This is a genomic window from Actinokineospora guangxiensis, from assembly GCF_042657845.1.
GTDB lineage: Bacteria > Actinomycetota > Actinomycetes > Mycobacteriales > Pseudonocardiaceae > Actinokineospora > Actinokineospora guangxiensis.
On sequence record NZ_JBHSKF010000004.1, the window covers coordinates 227,559 to 241,135 of the forward strand.

General features: G+C 70.5%; 13 protein-coding genes. 10 read left to right on the forward strand and 3 right to left on the reverse strand.

Annotated features, from left to right (window positions below; all coding sequences use genetic code 11):
• Nucleotides 1-18 precede the first annotated feature (18 nt).
• Nucleotides 19-1,947, reverse strand: a complete 1,929-nt coding sequence (asnB, locus tag ACFPM7_RS11375) for an asparagine synthase (glutamine-hydrolyzing) (protein WP_378246823.1) — start codon at nt 1,945-1,947, stop codon at nt 19-21.
• 117 nt (nt 1,948-2,064) lie between these two features.
• Between asnB and ACFPM7_RS11380 the strand changes: the two genes are divergently transcribed.
• From ACFPM7_RS11380 to ACFPM7_RS11405, 6 genes are all read left to right on the forward strand, one after another.
• Entirely contained in the window at nt 2,065-2,547 is a 483-nt protein-coding gene (locus tag ACFPM7_RS11380; protein ID WP_378246825.1) for a hypothetical protein, read from the forward strand.
• A gap of 137 nt (nt 2,548-2,684) precedes the next feature.
• On the forward strand, nt 2,685-3,650 hold the full coding sequence (gene ctaC / locus ACFPM7_RS11385) for an aa3-type cytochrome oxidase subunit II (RefSeq protein ID WP_378246827.1): 966 nt from the start codon (nt 2,685-2,687) through the stop codon (nt 3,648-3,650).
• Between the two features lie 19 nt (nt 3,651-3,669).
• The gene (locus ACFPM7_RS11390) at nt 3,670-4,068 is read left to right on the forward strand and encodes a cytochrome c oxidase subunit 4 (protein WP_378246829.1); all 399 of its coding nucleotides are present in this window, start codon (nt 3,670-3,672) and stop codon (nt 4,066-4,068) included.
• A gap of 241 nt (nt 4,069-4,309) precedes the next feature.
• A complete protein-coding gene (locus ACFPM7_RS11395; protein ID WP_378246831.1) occupies nt 4,310-5,482 on the forward strand; it encodes a pyridoxal phosphate-dependent aminotransferase in 1,173 nt (390 codons plus the stop codon).
• Complete coding sequence (locus ACFPM7_RS11400; protein WP_378246833.1) at nt 5,475-6,476, forward strand: 2-hydroxyacid dehydrogenase; 1,002 nt, start codon at nt 5,475-5,477, stop codon at nt 6,474-6,476. Before ACFPM7_RS11395 ends, ACFPM7_RS11400 begins: the two co-directional genes overlap by 8 nt.
• A gap of 91 nt (nt 6,477-6,567) precedes the next feature.
• Nucleotides 6,568-7,617: a hypothetical protein gene (locus ACFPM7_RS11405; RefSeq protein ID WP_378246835.1), complete on the forward strand. Its 1,050-nt coding sequence runs from the start codon at nt 6,568-6,570 to the stop codon at nt 7,615-7,617.
• Here ACFPM7_RS11405 and trpD read toward each other — a convergent pair.
• Together trpD and ACFPM7_RS11415 are read right to left on the reverse strand one after the other, a co-directional pair.
• Nucleotides 7,614-8,663, reverse strand: coding sequence for an anthranilate phosphoribosyltransferase (gene trpD / locus ACFPM7_RS11410; protein WP_378247231.1), 1,050 nt, complete (start codon nt 8,661-8,663; stop codon nt 7,614-7,616). The genes ACFPM7_RS11405 and trpD overlap by 4 nt on opposite strands.
• A complete protein-coding gene (locus ACFPM7_RS11415; protein WP_378247233.1) occupies nt 8,660-9,070 on the reverse strand; it encodes a hypothetical protein in 411 nt (136 codons plus the stop codon). The genes trpD and ACFPM7_RS11415 overlap by 4 nt, the downstream gene beginning before the upstream one ends.
• A 212-nt stretch (nt 9,071-9,282) precedes the next feature.
• Between ACFPM7_RS11415 and ctaE the strand changes: the two genes are divergently transcribed.
• From ctaE to qcrB, 4 genes are read left to right on the forward strand one after another with little or no spacing between them, the layout of a single operon-like run.
• The gene (ctaE, locus tag ACFPM7_RS11420) at nt 9,283-9,912 is read left to right on the forward strand and encodes an aa3-type cytochrome oxidase subunit III (protein WP_378246837.1); all 630 of its coding nucleotides are present in this window, start codon (nt 9,283-9,285) and stop codon (nt 9,910-9,912) included.
• Nucleotides 9,913-9,967: 55 nt separating this feature from the next.
• Nucleotides 9,968-10,765 (forward strand): cytochrome bc1 complex diheme cytochrome c subunit, encoded by a 798-nt coding sequence (gene qcrC / locus ACFPM7_RS11425; RefSeq protein WP_378246839.1) that lies wholly within the window; start codon nt 9,968-9,970, stop codon nt 10,763-10,765.
• A complete protein-coding gene (qcrA, locus tag ACFPM7_RS11430) occupies nt 10,759-11,895 on the forward strand; it encodes a cytochrome bc1 complex Rieske iron-sulfur subunit (protein WP_378247235.1) in 1,137 nt (378 codons plus the stop codon). The genes qcrC and qcrA overlap by 7 nt, the downstream gene beginning before the upstream one ends.
• The gene (gene qcrB / locus ACFPM7_RS11435) at nt 11,892-13,571 is read left to right on the forward strand and encodes a cytochrome bc1 complex cytochrome b subunit (RefSeq protein ID WP_378246841.1); all 1,680 of its coding nucleotides are present in this window, start codon (nt 11,892-11,894) and stop codon (nt 13,569-13,571) included. The genes qcrA and qcrB overlap by 4 nt, the downstream gene beginning before the upstream one ends.
• The last annotated feature ends 6 nt before the right edge of the window (nt 13,572-13,577 follow it).

Below are 13,577 nucleotides of genomic sequence, written 5' to 3' on the forward strand. Positions count from 1 at the left end.
CCCCTCTTTGCTCGCGCGTCAGATCTTGACCGGGTAGTGCGGCTCCGGGATCACCGGGCGGATGCGGCGCTCGATGAAGATGCCGTGCCAGAGCATGAAGACCAGCAGGGCCCAGATGCGGCGGCTGTGGTCCAGGCTGCCCGCGCGGTGCTCGTCGAGCATGCGCATGACGGCGTTCTTGTCGACCAGGGCGTCGGTCTGGGAGTCGATGACGATGGCGCGGGCCCAGTCGTGCATCTCCTCGCGCAGCCAGAGGCGGATCGGGACCGGGAAGCCCAGTTTGCGGCGGTTGAGGACGTGTGGGGGGACCACTCGGCGCATGGCCTGGCGCAGGGCGTACTTCGTGGTCTCGCGGGTGATCTTCTGCTCCAGCGGGACCTGCGAGGCGACCCGGAAGACCTCGGGGTCCAGGAACGGCACGCGCAGTTCCAGGGAGTTGGCCATGGTCATCTTGTCGGCCTTGACCAGGATGTCGCCGCGCAGCCAGGTGTAGAGGTCGACGTGCTGCATGCGGGTGACCGGGTCCCAGCCCTCGGACTCGCGGTACGGCCCGGCGGTGAGGTCGGCGTGGCCGACGCGCGGGTCGAAGGTGCGCAGGACGGGGGCCAGCTGGTCGTCGCGGAAGATGCGGGCGTTGCCGTAGTAGCGGTCCTCCAGCGACAGCGAGCCGCGGCGCAGCAGGTCCTTGCCCCGGGTGCCCTCGGGGATCTTGGTGGAGACCTTGCCCAGCAGCTTGCGCAGCGAGCCGGGCACGCGCTCGAACGGCGCCAGCGACAGCGGCTCGCGGTAGATGGTGTAGCCGCCGAACAGCTCGTCGGCGCCTTCGCCGGAGAGCACGACCTTGACGTGCTTGCGGGCCTCGCGGGCGATGAACCACAGCGGGACCAGCGCCGGGTCGGCCACCGGGTCGTCGAGGTACCAGACGATGAGCGGCAGGGCCTCCATCATCTCCGGCGCCGAGACCGTCCTGACCACGTGCTTCACGCCGATCGCGGCGGCGGACTCGGCGGCCACGTCGACCTCGGAGTAGCCCTGGCGCTCGAAGCCGGTGGTGAAGGTGATCAGGTCCGGGTTGTGCTGCTTGGCCATCGCGGCGATGGCGGTGGAGTCGATGCCGCCGGAGAGGAACGAGCCGACGGTGACGTCGGCGCGCATGTGCATGCGGACCGAGTCGGCCATGACGTCGGCGATGCGCTGGTGCAGCTGCTCGGCGTCGGCGGGGCCGGTGACCGGGCGGGGGGTGAAGCGCGGGGTGAAGTAGCGCCGCGTCCTGGGCTCGTCGCCGGGGCTGAGGGTGAAGGCGGTGCCCGACTCGATGCGGTGGATCTTGGTGTGCAGGCTCGCGGGCTCGGGCACGTACTGCAGCGTCAGGTAGTGCTGCAGGGCGCGCTTGTCCAGCTCCAGCGGGATGCCCAGCACCGGGGCCAGGTCCAGCAGCGACTTCTTCTCGCTGGCGAAGGCCGCGCCGCCGGGGCCGACGGCGTAGAACAGCGGCTTGATGCCGAACGGGTCGCGCGCGCCGAAGAGGGTGTGGCGGGCGTTGTCCCAGATCAGGAACGCGAACATGCCGCGCAGCCGGGACACCGCGGCCTCGCCGAGGTAGTGGTAGGCCGCGACAATCGTCTCGGAGTCGCCGTCGGTGCGGAAGCGGGCGCCGAACTTGGCGGTCAGCTCCGCGCGCAGCTCCAGGTAGTTGTAGATCTCGCCGTTGAACAGCAGCGTGTACCGCTGCGGCGTCTCCGGCGGACCCCACACCAGCGGCTGGTGCGAGTGCTCGATGTCGATCATGGAGAGCCGGTTGAAGCCGAAGACGGCCTCGCCGCCGGTCCAGGTGCCGCTCTCGTCGGGCCCCCGGTGGCGCTGGCACCGCATGGCCGAGCCGACGGCCGACCGGGCGGCGGCCGCGTCCATGTCAGAGGGACAGATCAGGCCAATGAGACCGCACACGGCTACTCGCGCACCTCTCGTAATGCGGGCGGGGGAGGGGCCAGTATGCCGGGCGCGGCACCGGCGGCGCGGACCGCCCACGCCCGCGGTGACGGGGGTCTGGTCCATGATCGGCGTATGCGACTGCTTCCCATCGCGCTCGCGCTGATCCCGCTGACCGCCTGCGCTTCTCCCCGGGTGGGCGCGCTGCCCGCCGACAACGGGCTGCTGCCCGTTGTCGTGATCACCTGGTGCGGCGACGCTCCTGCCCAGGTCGACGTCACCTCCAGCGGCATCAGCCTGCACTACCGGCCGGTCGCGCCACTGGAGGGCGCCGAGGTCGAACTCGACCTGACCGAGCCGGGACCGGGATGGGTGCGGGAGGCGGGCATCTCCGACGGTGGCCGGGAGTCGATCCTGCGGCCCTACGCCGAGGACATGGAGGTCGTCGTCACGGTGAGCAGCGAGGCCACCTCGGGCGACCGCAACGGCAGCGGCGACATCGGCACGGTCGACTTCACCCTGAAGGAGTTGGCCGAGGCGGCCGCGGTGCTGGTGTACGACGAGGACGTCAACCGCAACGAGGAAGTCCCGCGCGGGGAGTTCGCGCTGCGGTGTTGATCGGTGTGACCTAGGTCAGCTCACCCTCTCCGGGTGTGACTGGGGTCGCTGGGCTAGGCTCCGGGTGCTCCCTGGACAGGCGTTTATCGCCTTTCCCCGGGGGAGCGCGGAGTCATCGCGTCGAGGAGGATCGCGCAGTGGGCACACGCCAGGCCGCCAGGCCCGGGAACCGCATCGCACGGGCGGCCAAGCTGGCCGGGCTGGTCGCGGTCGTCGCGGTGCTGGCCACCGGCTGTTCGATCAACAACGACGTCCTGCGCTTCGGGTGGCCCGAGGGCGTCACCCCGCAGGCCGAGAGCATGCGCGTGTTCTGGACCTGGTCGGTCATCGCCGCGCTGGTCATCGGCGTCATCACCTGGGCGCTGATCCTGTGGCCGGTGATCGCCCACCGCAAGCGCGGCGACCAGCTGCCCAAGCAGTTCCAGTACAACCACTTCCTCGAACTGATCTACACCGGAATCCCGGTCGTGATCGTGGTGGTGCTCTTCTACTTCACCGCCACCACCCAGAACTACGTGCAGGCCGAGACCGACGACCCGGACGTGGTCGTGGATGTCGTGGCCTTCCAGTGGAACTGGGAGTTCGACCACATCTCCTACAAGGACGCCTCGGGTGTCCAGCAGGAGCCCAAGGCCCCTGGCGACACCACGGTGCGCACCATCGGCTCCTCCGCGGAGATCCCGATGCTGGTGCTGCCCACCAACCGGGTCATCGAGTACCGCCTGCGGGCCACCGACGTCATCCACTCGTTCTTCGTGCCGGACTTCCTCTTCAAGCGCGACGTCTTCCCGCACCCGGACAAGAACAACCAGGACTCGGACTTCCAGAACACCATCGACAAGCCCGGGTCGTTCGTCGGGCGCTGCGCCGAGCTGTGCGGCACCTACCACGCGGTGATGAACTTCGAGGTCAGGGCGGTCCCGGGGGACGTGTTCGACCGGTACATGCAGCTGCGGCAGCAGGAGAACCCGGCCACCGGCCGCGGCTACACCAACGCCGAGGCGCTGACCGAGCTGAACTGCGGCGAGCTGTGCGAGCCCTACGCGGTGACCACCACGCCGTTCAACACCGACCGCACCGCACGCTCCGCGTCCGGCTCCTGAGGCGAAGGAACTGCCAGCTATGAAGGTCGAAGCGCGGGTATTCGACGTCACCACCGTCTTCTTCTTCCTGTCGGCAATCGTCTACGGGTTCTGGGCGAAGGAGCCGGTGGGCACGGTCGGGCTGATCCTGAGCGGCGGCCTGTCGCTGATCGTCGGCTCGTACTTCCACTTCATCGCCCGCCGCCTGGCCCAGCGCCCGGAGGACAACCCGGACGCCGAGATCAGCGACGGCGCGGGCGAGCTGGGCTTCTTCAGCCCCGGCAGCTACTGGCCGGTGGCGCTGGCCGCCTCGGCGGCGCTGGCGGGCCTGGCGCTGGCGTTCTGGCAGATCTGGCTGCTGGTGATCGCCATGGTGCTGGTGCTCATCGCCATCGGCGGGCTGGTCTTCGAGTACCACACCCGTCCGGACCACGACTGACCGTTCTTGATCAGTACAGGACCGCGGCCCACCTGGGCCGCGGTCTTTTCACTTTATGCAGCGCTTTGACCAGCGTTCTTCTCGTGCGAAGGTCGGATGGCGGAAAGAATTCCGCGTCCGCGCCCGGTGTGCCCGGCGGTGTTCCCGGCTGATCGTCGGACCGCCGCCGCGGCGGCACGATCGCGGGCGACCGGACCCAGCCGCCCGGCGATCCCGCGCGGCCCGACCACAGGAGACGCGTGTGAAGCTCGCCAGCCGGATGTCCCGCCTCGGCACCGAGTCCGCGTTCGAGGTGCTGGCCAAGGCCAAGGCCCTGGAGGCTGCCGGCACGCCGGTCATTCACCTGGAGATCGGCGAACCCGACTTCGACACCCCCGCCCACATCGCCGAGGCCGCCCGCGCCGCGCTGGAACGGGGCATGACCCACTACGTGCCCGCGCCGGGCATCCCGGAGCTGCGCACGGCCGTCGCCGCCGCGCTGGCCAGGGACGGGCGGATGGAGACGACCCCGGACCGGGTCATCGTCACCCCCGGCGCCAAGCCGATCATGTTCTTCGCGATCCTCGCGCTCTGCGAGGAGGGCGACGAGGTGCTCTACCCCGACCCGGGCTTTCCGATGTACGCCTCCATCGCCGCCTTCGCCGGGGCCACGCCGGTGCCGGTGCCGCTGCGCGAGGAGAACGGCTTCACCGTCGACCCCGACGAGCTGGCGTCCCTGGTGACCCCGAGGACCAAGCTGCTGATCCTCAACTCCCCGCACAACCCGTGCGGCAGCGCGCTGGACCGCGCCCAGGTCGAGGCCATCGCCGAAATCGCGATCAAGAACGACCTGACCGTCCTCTCCGACGAGGTCTACTGGGCGCTGCGCTACGGCGGCGAGCACCACAGCGTGCTGGACGTGCCCGGCATGGCCGAGCGCACGATCCTGCTCGACGGCTGGTCCAAGACCTACGCCATGACCGGATGGCGGCTGGGCTACGGCGTCTTCCCCCCGGCCCTGGTCGAGCCGGTGAGCAGGCTGGTCATCAACTCGGTGTCCTGCACCTCGGCGTTCAGCCAGCACGCCGCCATCGCGGCGCTGGAGGGCCCGATGGACGAGGTCGACCGCATGCGCGCCGCCTTCGCCGAGCGCGCCGACCTGGTCGTCGACGGCCTCAACGCGATCACCGGCGTGACCTGCGTGCGCCCCGGCGGCGCGTTCTACGCGTTCCCGAACATCACCGGCCTGGGCCTCTCGGAGGGCGAGCTGGCCGACCGGCTGCTGCGCGAGGCGGGCGTGGCGGTGCTGCCGGGGACGGCCTTCGGCGAGTACGGCAAGGGCTATCTTCGGTTCTCGTACGCCAACTCGAACGACAACATCAAGGCCGCGCTCGGCGCCTTCGCCGACCTGGCCGCGGAGGTGGCCCGTGCCTGACGTCCTGGTGACCCGCCGCATGGTCGACGCGGCGATGTCCGCCCTCGACGGGCTCGGGGAGGTGCTCGGGGAGGTGCTCGGGGAGGTGGAGGTCTACGAGGGACCGCCGACGGCGATGCCGCGCCCGGACCTGCTGCGCCGGGCATCGGGGGTCAGCGGCCTGGTGACCGTGCTGACCGAGCGTGTGGACGCGGAGCTGCTGGACGCGGCCGGACCCGGCCTGCGGATCGTGGCCAACCACGCGGTGGGGGTGGACAACATCGACATCCCCGAGTGCACGCGGCGCGGGGTGCTGGTGACCAACACCCCCGACGTGCTGACCGAGGCGACCGCGGACCTGGCCTGGGCGCTGATCCTGGCCTGCGTGCGCCGGGTGGCCGAGGGCGACCGCTTCCTGCGGGCCAGGACGCCGTGGATCTGGGACCCGAGGATGATGCTCGGCCAGGACCTGCACGGCCGCGTCCTGGGCATCGTCGGCTGCGGGCGCATCGGGCAGGCGACGGCCCGCCGCGCGCTCGGGTTCGGGATGCGGGTTGTCTATCACAACTCACGCCCGCTGCCCGAGGAGATCGCCGCGCCGCTGGGGGCGCGGCACGTGGGCTTCGACGAGCTGCTGGCCTCCTCCGACGTGGTGTCGGTGCACTGCCCGCTGACGCCGGACACCCGGCACCTGTTCGGGGCCTCGGCGTTCCGGAAGATGAAGGCGTCGGCGGTGCTGGTGAACACCGCGCGCGGTCCGGTGGTGGACGAGGCGGCGCTGGCGGTCGCCCTGCGGGAGGGGGAGATCTTCGGCGCGGGGCTGGACGTGTTCGAGCGGGAGCCCGAGGTGACCGCCGAGCTGCTGGACCTGGACTCGGTCACGATCGTCCCGCACCTGGGGAGCGCGACGGTGGGGACTCGGGAGGCCATGGGGCTGCGGGCGGTGCAGAACCTGGCGGCGGGGCTTGCCGGCGGGCGACCGCGCGACCTGCTGAATCCGGACGTGCTCGGATGAGCGGCGGCAGGCCGCGCGCGGGCGCGGCCTGCCACTGCCCGGCCGTGGTGGAGGTCGGTGGCCGCAAGCTCGGGGTGATGGGTGTGCCCCGGTGAGCGGTGGTCGGCGGGCGGCCGCTCACGAGGCGACCGCCGCGGTGTTGTCCCGGCTGGACGACCGGGAGGTGGTCGACCTGCTGGCGACCGCGGTCCCGCTGGGGGAGGGCATCGGGGGGACGGCGGCGGTGGTGGATGTCGGGGGCACGCCGGTCTTCGTCAAGCGGGTGCCGGTGACCGCCAGGGAGGCGCGGCCGGAGAACGCCGGCAGCACCGCGAACCTGTTCGGGTTGCCCGCCTTCTGCCACTACGGCGTGGGGGACGTGGGGTCGCCGGGGTTCGGGGTGTGGCGGGAGGTGGCCGTGCACGCCATGACCACCGAGTGGGTGCTCGCGGGTGAGTACGACGGGTTCCCGCTGACCTACCACTGGCGGGTGCTGGCCCACCCCGGTCTGCCGCTGTCCGGGGAGCTGGCCGACATCGATCACGCGGTCGACCACTGGGGCGGCGGGCCGGGTGTCCGCGACCGGATCGAGGGGCTGCGGGACGCCAGGGCGAGCGTGGCGCTGTTCCTGGAGCACGTCCCGCACACCCTGCACGACTGGCTGCGCGCCCAGGTGGCGGCGGGGGAGCGCGCCGCCGAGCGGGCGTGCGCGATGGTCGAGCGCGAGCTGCTGGCCGGGACCTCGTTCCTGGACGCGCGCGGGGTGCTGCACTTCGACGCCCACTTCCAGAACATCCTGACCGACGGCGAGCGCCTCTACTTCGCCGACTTCGGTCTCGCGCTCTCCTCGGGGTTCGCCGTGGATGGGGCGGAGGCCGCGTTCCGCGCCGGGCACCGGGGCTACGACCGCTGCTACGCCCTCACCCAGCTGGTGGTCTGGCTCGTCGTCGAGCTGTTCGGGCTCCGGGGCGACGAGCTGGGGGCGTTCCTGCGGGCGTGCGCGCGGGGGGAGCCACCCGCGGGCGTCCCCGGGTGGGTGAGGCCGATCCTGCTCCGCCACGCGCCGGTCGCCGCGGTGATGACCGACTTCTTCCGCCGCTTCCGGGCCGAGAGCAGGCAGACCCCGTACCCGGCCGAGCGGCTGGCCGGGCTGCTCGGCTAGGCCGTGGCCAGCGAGCGGGAGAGGGACACCCAGCGGTCCAGCAGGGCCGCTCCCGCGCCGGAATCGATGGCCTCGGCCGCGGTGCCCAGACCGGCGGCCAGGTCGGCGTGGAGGTCGTCGGTGAGGCCCCGGTAGGCGGCGATGGCGCCCGCGGCGTTGACCAGGACGGCCTCGCGGACCGGGCCCGGCTTGCCCGCCAGGAGGTCGCGGACCACGGCGGCGTTGAAGTCGGCGTCGCCGCCGCGCAGGTCGGCCGGGGTGGCGGGGGAGATGCCGAGGCGGGCGGGGTCGATCACCTCGTCGCGGACCGTGCCGCCCGAGACCGCCCACACGCGGGTGGTCGTCGTGGTGGTGATCTCGTCCAGGTTGTCGTCGCCGCGGACGACCAGGACGCTGGCCCCGCGGCCTGCGAAGACGCCCGCCACCACGGGGGCCAGGCGGGCGTTGGCGCAGCCGACCAGGCCCGCGCGGGGCTGGGCGGGGTTCGTCAGCGGGCCGAGGATGTTGAAGACCAGGGGAACGCCCAGCTCGGAGCGGGTGGGACCGGCGTGGCGCAGGGCGGGGTGGAAGGCGGGGGCGAAGCAGAAACCGATGCCGACCTCCCGGACGCAGCGGGCCACGGCCTCCGGGCTCAGGGCGATGACGACGCCCAGGGTCTCCAGGACGTCGGCCGTGCCGCATTTGGACGAGGCCGCCCGGTTGCCGTGCTTGACCACCGGGACGCCCGCGGCCGCGGTGACCAGGGCGCTCATCGTGGAGATGTTCACCGTGTGCGCCTGGTCGCCGCCGGTGCCGACGACATCCACCGCGTGGCCGTCGACCCGCACCCGCCGGGCGTGGGCCAGCATGCCCTCGGCCATGCCAGCGACCTCGGCGGGCGTCTCGCCCTTGGCCCGCAGCGCCACCGCGAAACCCGCGATCTGCGACGGGGTGGCCGCCCCGGACATGATCTGGTCCATCGCCCAGGTGGTGTCCTCGGCGGCCAGGTCCTGCCCGGCGATGAGCCGGTTGAGCAGGCCCGGCCAGGTCGGCGCCACGGGAGTCAGCCGCGCAGGACGGGCAGGCGCTTGGTGCGCAGCACGTCGGCGACGGTCTCGGCGGCGGTCAGCGGGTCCAGCGGGTGCACGATCACCGCGTCGGCCTGCGACCAGGTCGCCAGCCAGCGGTCGTCCCTGCGGCGGACCGCGATCACGATCGGCGGGCAGTCGGCGATCTCGTTCTTGAGCTGGCGGGACAGGCCGATGCCGCCGGTCGGCTGCGCCTCGCCGTCGAGGATCGCCAGGTCGATGTGGCCGGAGTCCATCTCCATCAGCACCTCGGAGACGTTGCCGACCTCGACGAACGTCACGCGCCCGATGTCGGCGGCAGGCCTGCGCCCGACGGCTGTGACGATCGTCTCGCGCACCTCGGGGCGGTGGCTGAACACCAGGATCTTCATGGGCTGGTCGGTCATGGCGTCCTCCACGCGGGGGCCGGTCGGGCGAGTCCGATGTTATCGGGCTCACGATGAGCGACCGTAAGCCGTCCTGCCCCGCATTTCACGCGCATTAAGCGGTTCCGGCGGGTGCCGGGTCTGCGCACGTCGCGGCACATGCGCTGATCAATGAGACTGTGACGCGGTGCACGCATGACCCGACCGGGCGCACGGGTTACCCGCAAGACATAATGCTGCCCGTGACAGCAGCAGCTCCCTCCATCGGTCAGCGCATCCACTCGCTGAACCGGCCGAACATGGTCAGCGTCGGCACCATCGTGTGGCTGTCGAGCGAGCTGATGTTCTTCGCCGGTCTGTTCGCCATGTTCTTCACGGTCAAGGCGCAGAACGACACAGGTGTCTGGCCGCCGATCCTGGAGGCGACCGGCGAGCCGATCCACCTGAACCTGCCGCTCGCCCTGCCGTTCACCATCATCCTGGTGGCGTCGTCGTTCACCTGCCAGCTCGGCGTCTTCGCCGCCGAGCGCGGCGACGTGTTCGGCCTGCGCAGGTGGTACATCCTGACGCTGGTGATGGGCGCGATCTTCGTCGGCGGCCAGGCGTACGAGTACTTCCAGCTGGTCAACGATGGCATCACCATCCCGTCCGGCGCGTACGGCACGGTCTTCTTCCTCACCACCGGCTTCCACGGTCTGCACGTGATCGGCGGTCTCGTCGCGTTCGTGTACCTGCTCATCCGGACCCGGCTGAGCAAGTTCACCCCCGCCCAGGCCACCTCGGCGATCGTCGTGTCCTACTACTGGCACTTCGTCGACGTCGTGTGGATCGGCCTGTTCGCGATCATCTACCTGGTGCCCTGATGACCGCGCGCTCCCACCACTGCTTCGCCGGACTGACAGCAAGGGTTGCCGCTCAATGATCAACAAACTCCGCAGCCGGACGAAGCTGCACAGGCGGGTGGCCGGGTTCTTGGCCCTGTCCTTCGCCCTGTTGTCGGTCGGCTTCCTCTACAGCGCCCTGACCCCGGAGCCGCCGGTCGCCCAGGCGCAGGCCGACCCGGCCCTGCTGCGCAAGGGCGAGCAGATTTACAACAACACCTGCATCTCCTGCCACGGGTCCAACCTCGAAGGGGTCACCGACCGCGGTCCGAGCCTGATCGGCATCGGCGACGCGGCGGTCTACTTCCAGACCTCCACCGGCCGCATGCCGATGGTGCGCCAGGAGGCCCAGGCCGAGCGCAAGCCCCCGAAGCTGAGCCCGGACGAGATCGACGCCCTGATGGCGTTCGTGCAGTCCAAGGGCGGCGGCCTGCAGCTGCCCGCCGAGAAGGGCGCCGCGCTCGTCGGCGACAACCCGGCCCGCGGCGGCGAGCTGTTCCGCCTCAACTGCGCCTCGTGTCACAACTTCACCGGCCGCGGCGGCGCGCTGTCCTCGGGCAAGTTCGCGCCCAAGCTGGACAACGTCACCGAGGAGCAGATCTACGCGGCGATGCTGACCGGCCCGCAGAACATGCCCAAGTTCTCCGACCGCCAGCTCTCGCCGGAGGAGAAGAAGGACATCGTCGCCTTCGTCAACTCCGTCACCGACGGCAAGAACAATCCCGGCGGTGAGGCCCTCGGCGGCCTCGGCCCCCAGTCCGAGGGGCTTATCGCGTTCATCGTCGGCATCGCCGCGCTGGTGGGCATCACCCTGTGGATTGGGGCGAAATCGTGAGTGCCAAGAACCCCGAGCAGCTGCCCACCCAGGCAGAGCTCGCCGAGATGTCCCGCGAGGACCTGGTCAAGCTCGGCATGAAGCTCGACGGCGTCGAGCTGGTCGAGTACCCGGACCCGTGGCCGGTCAAGGGCACCCGCGCCGAGAAGCGCGCCGAGCGCCTGGTGGCCCTCTGGTTCGCCATCGCCGCGCTCTCGGGCCTGGCGTTCATCGGCGTGTTCATCTTCTGGCCGAACGAGTACGTCGCCGCCTCCGACCCCGGCCACTTCGCCTACTCGCTGTACACCCCGCTGGTGGGCGCCACGCTGGGCCTGAGCATCCTCGGCGTCGGCGTGGGCGTGCTGGTCTACACGAAGAAGTTCATCCCGCACGAGGTCGCGGTGCAGCAGCGCCACGACGGCGGTTCGAGCGAGGTCGACAAGGCCACGATCATCGCCGAGCTGGCCGACGCCGGTAACCGCAGCACCATCACCCGCCGTCCGATGATCAAGGCGACGCTCGGTGCCGGCGCCGGTGTCATGGGGCTCGGCCTGGGTGTCTTCGCCATCGGCGGCCTGGTCCGCGACCCGTGGAAGCACAGCGACAGCAAGGAGTCGCTGTGGCACACCGGGTGGCAGGAGGTCGGCGGCGAGCGCGTCTACCTGCGCCGCCACACCGGCGACCCGCACGAGGTCGTGCTGGTCAAGCCCGGCGACCTGGACGCGGGCGGCATGGAGACGGTCTACCCGTTCCGCGAGTCCGAGCGCGACGACGACCACGCCCTGGCGGTGGCCCTCAAGCGCTCCGACAACCCGGTCATGCTGATCCGCCTGCGCCCCGAGGACGCCGCGCGCGTCATCAAGCACCAGGGCCAGGAGGACTTCAACTACGGCGACTTCTTCGCCTACTCGAAGATCTGCAGCCACCTCGGGTGCCCGACCTCGCTGTACGAGCAGCGGACCAACCGCATCCTGTGCCCGTGCCACCAGTCGCAGTTCGACGCTCTGCAGTACGCGAAGCCGGTCTTCGGTCCGGCGACCCGAAAGCTCGCGCAGCTTCCCATCGCTCTGGATGAGGAGACCGGCGCCCTTTACGCTAGGAGCGATTTCATCGAGCCCATCGGGCCCGCGTTCTGGGAGAGGAAGTCATGAGCGCGATCACATCTCCCACGAAGCCGAAGCCGATCATCGCCAGGGCGGCGGGCGGCGCGGCGAAATGGGCGGACGACCGGTACCACATGTCGGGCGGCATGCGCCGCCAGCTCAACAAGGTCTTCCCGACCCACTGGTCGTTCCTGCTCGGTGAGATCGCCCTCTACAGCTTCATCATCCTGCTGCTGTCGGGCACTTACCTGGCCCTGTTCTTCGACCCCTCGATGGAGGAGGTCATCTACCAGGGCTCGTTCGACAACATGCGCGGCGTCGAGATGACGCGCGCGTACGAGTCGACCCTGGAGATCGCCTTCGACGTGCGCGGCGGCCTCTTCGCCAGGCAGATGCACCACTGGGCGGCGCTGCTGTTCATGGCCGCCCTGGTCACGCACATGTTCCGGGTGTTCTTCACCGGTGCGTTCCGCCGCCCGCGCGAGGTCAACTGGGTCATCGGCATCCTGCTGTTCATGCTCGGCGCGCTCGAGGGCTTCACCGGCTACTCGCTGCCCGACGACCTGCTCTCCGGCGCGGGTCTGCGGATCATGTCCGGGCTGATCCTGACGCTGCCGGTCATCGGCACCTGGGTGCACTGGCTGGCCTTCGGCGCCGAGTTCCCGGGCACGGAGATCATCCCCAGGCTCTACACGATGCACATCCTCTTGCTGCCAGGCATCATCCTGGCGCTGATCGGCGTGCACCTGGCCCTGGTCTGGTACCAGAAGCACACCCAGTTCCCCGGAGTCGGGCGCAAAGAGACGAACGTCGTCGGCGTCCGGATCATGCCGGTCTTCGCGGTCAAGGCGGGTGGCTTCTTCGCCGTCGTCGTCGGTGTCTGCGCGATGATGGGCGGGCTCTTCCAGATCAACCCGATCTGGAACCTCGGCCCGTTCAACGCCGCCTACATCTCCGCGGGCACCGTGCCCGACTGGTACATGGGCTGGACGGACGGTCTGATCCGGCTGTGGCCCGCCTGGGAGATCTACCTCGGGAACTACACGATCCCGGCGTCGTTCTTCCCGTTCATGCTGGGTTTGCCGCTGCTCTGCGGTGTGGCCGCGGTCTACCCGTGGATCGAACGCCGGTTCACCAAGGACTACGCGCACCACAACCTGCTGCAGCGTCCGCGCGACGTCCCGGTCCGGACCAGCCTCGGCATGATGGCGATCACCTACTTCATGGTGTCGCTGCTGTCGGCGGCCAACGACGTGCTGGCCGAGAAGTTCTTCATCTCGCTGAACGCGACCACCTGGATGGGTCGCATCGGCCTGCTGGTGCTGCCGCCGCTGGCGTACTTCATCACCTACCGGATCTGCCTGGGCCTGCAGCGCTCCGACCGCGAGGTGCTGGAGCACGGCGTGGAGACGGGCATCATCAAGCGCCTGCCGCACGGCGAGTTCATCGAGGTGCACCAGCCGCTGGGCCCGGTCGACGACCACGGCCACCCGATCCCGCTGGAGTACCAGGGCGCCGCGGTGCCGAAGAAGATGAACAAGCTGGGCTCGGCGGGCGAGCCGGTGCAGGGCTCCTGGCTCACGCCGGACCCGCCGGAGGAGACCGCCGCCCTGGCCCGCGCCCGCGCGGCCCAGCACGGCCACGGCGCCGCCGGGATCGAGGCCGGTCCCACCGAGACCGGCAAGCAGATCGCCACCGACGACGACCCGACGAAGAAGCTCTAGCGCACG

Coding starts and splice junctions, on each gene's coding strand:
- qcrC (WP_378246839.1), top strand. CDS start 9,968: ATGATCAACAAACTCCGCAGCCGGACGAAGCTGCACAGGCGGGTGGCC.
- qcrB (WP_378246841.1), top strand. CDS start 11,892: ATGAGCGCGATCACATCTCCCACGAAGCCGAAGCCGATCATCGCCAGG.
- ctaE (WP_378246837.1), top strand. CDS start 9,283: ATGCTGCCCGTGACAGCAGCAGCTCCCTCCATCGGTCAGCGCATCCAC.
- ACFPM7_RS11390 (WP_378246829.1), top strand. CDS start 3,670: ATGAAGGTCGAAGCGCGGGTATTCGACGTCACCACCGTCTTCTTCTTC.
- ACFPM7_RS11415 (WP_378247233.1), bottom strand. CDS start 9,070: ATGACCGACCAGCCCATGAAGATCCTGGTGTTCAGCCACCGCCCCGAG.
- ACFPM7_RS11380 (WP_378246825.1), top strand. CDS start 2,065: ATGCGACTGCTTCCCATCGCGCTCGCGCTGATCCCGCTGACCGCCTGC.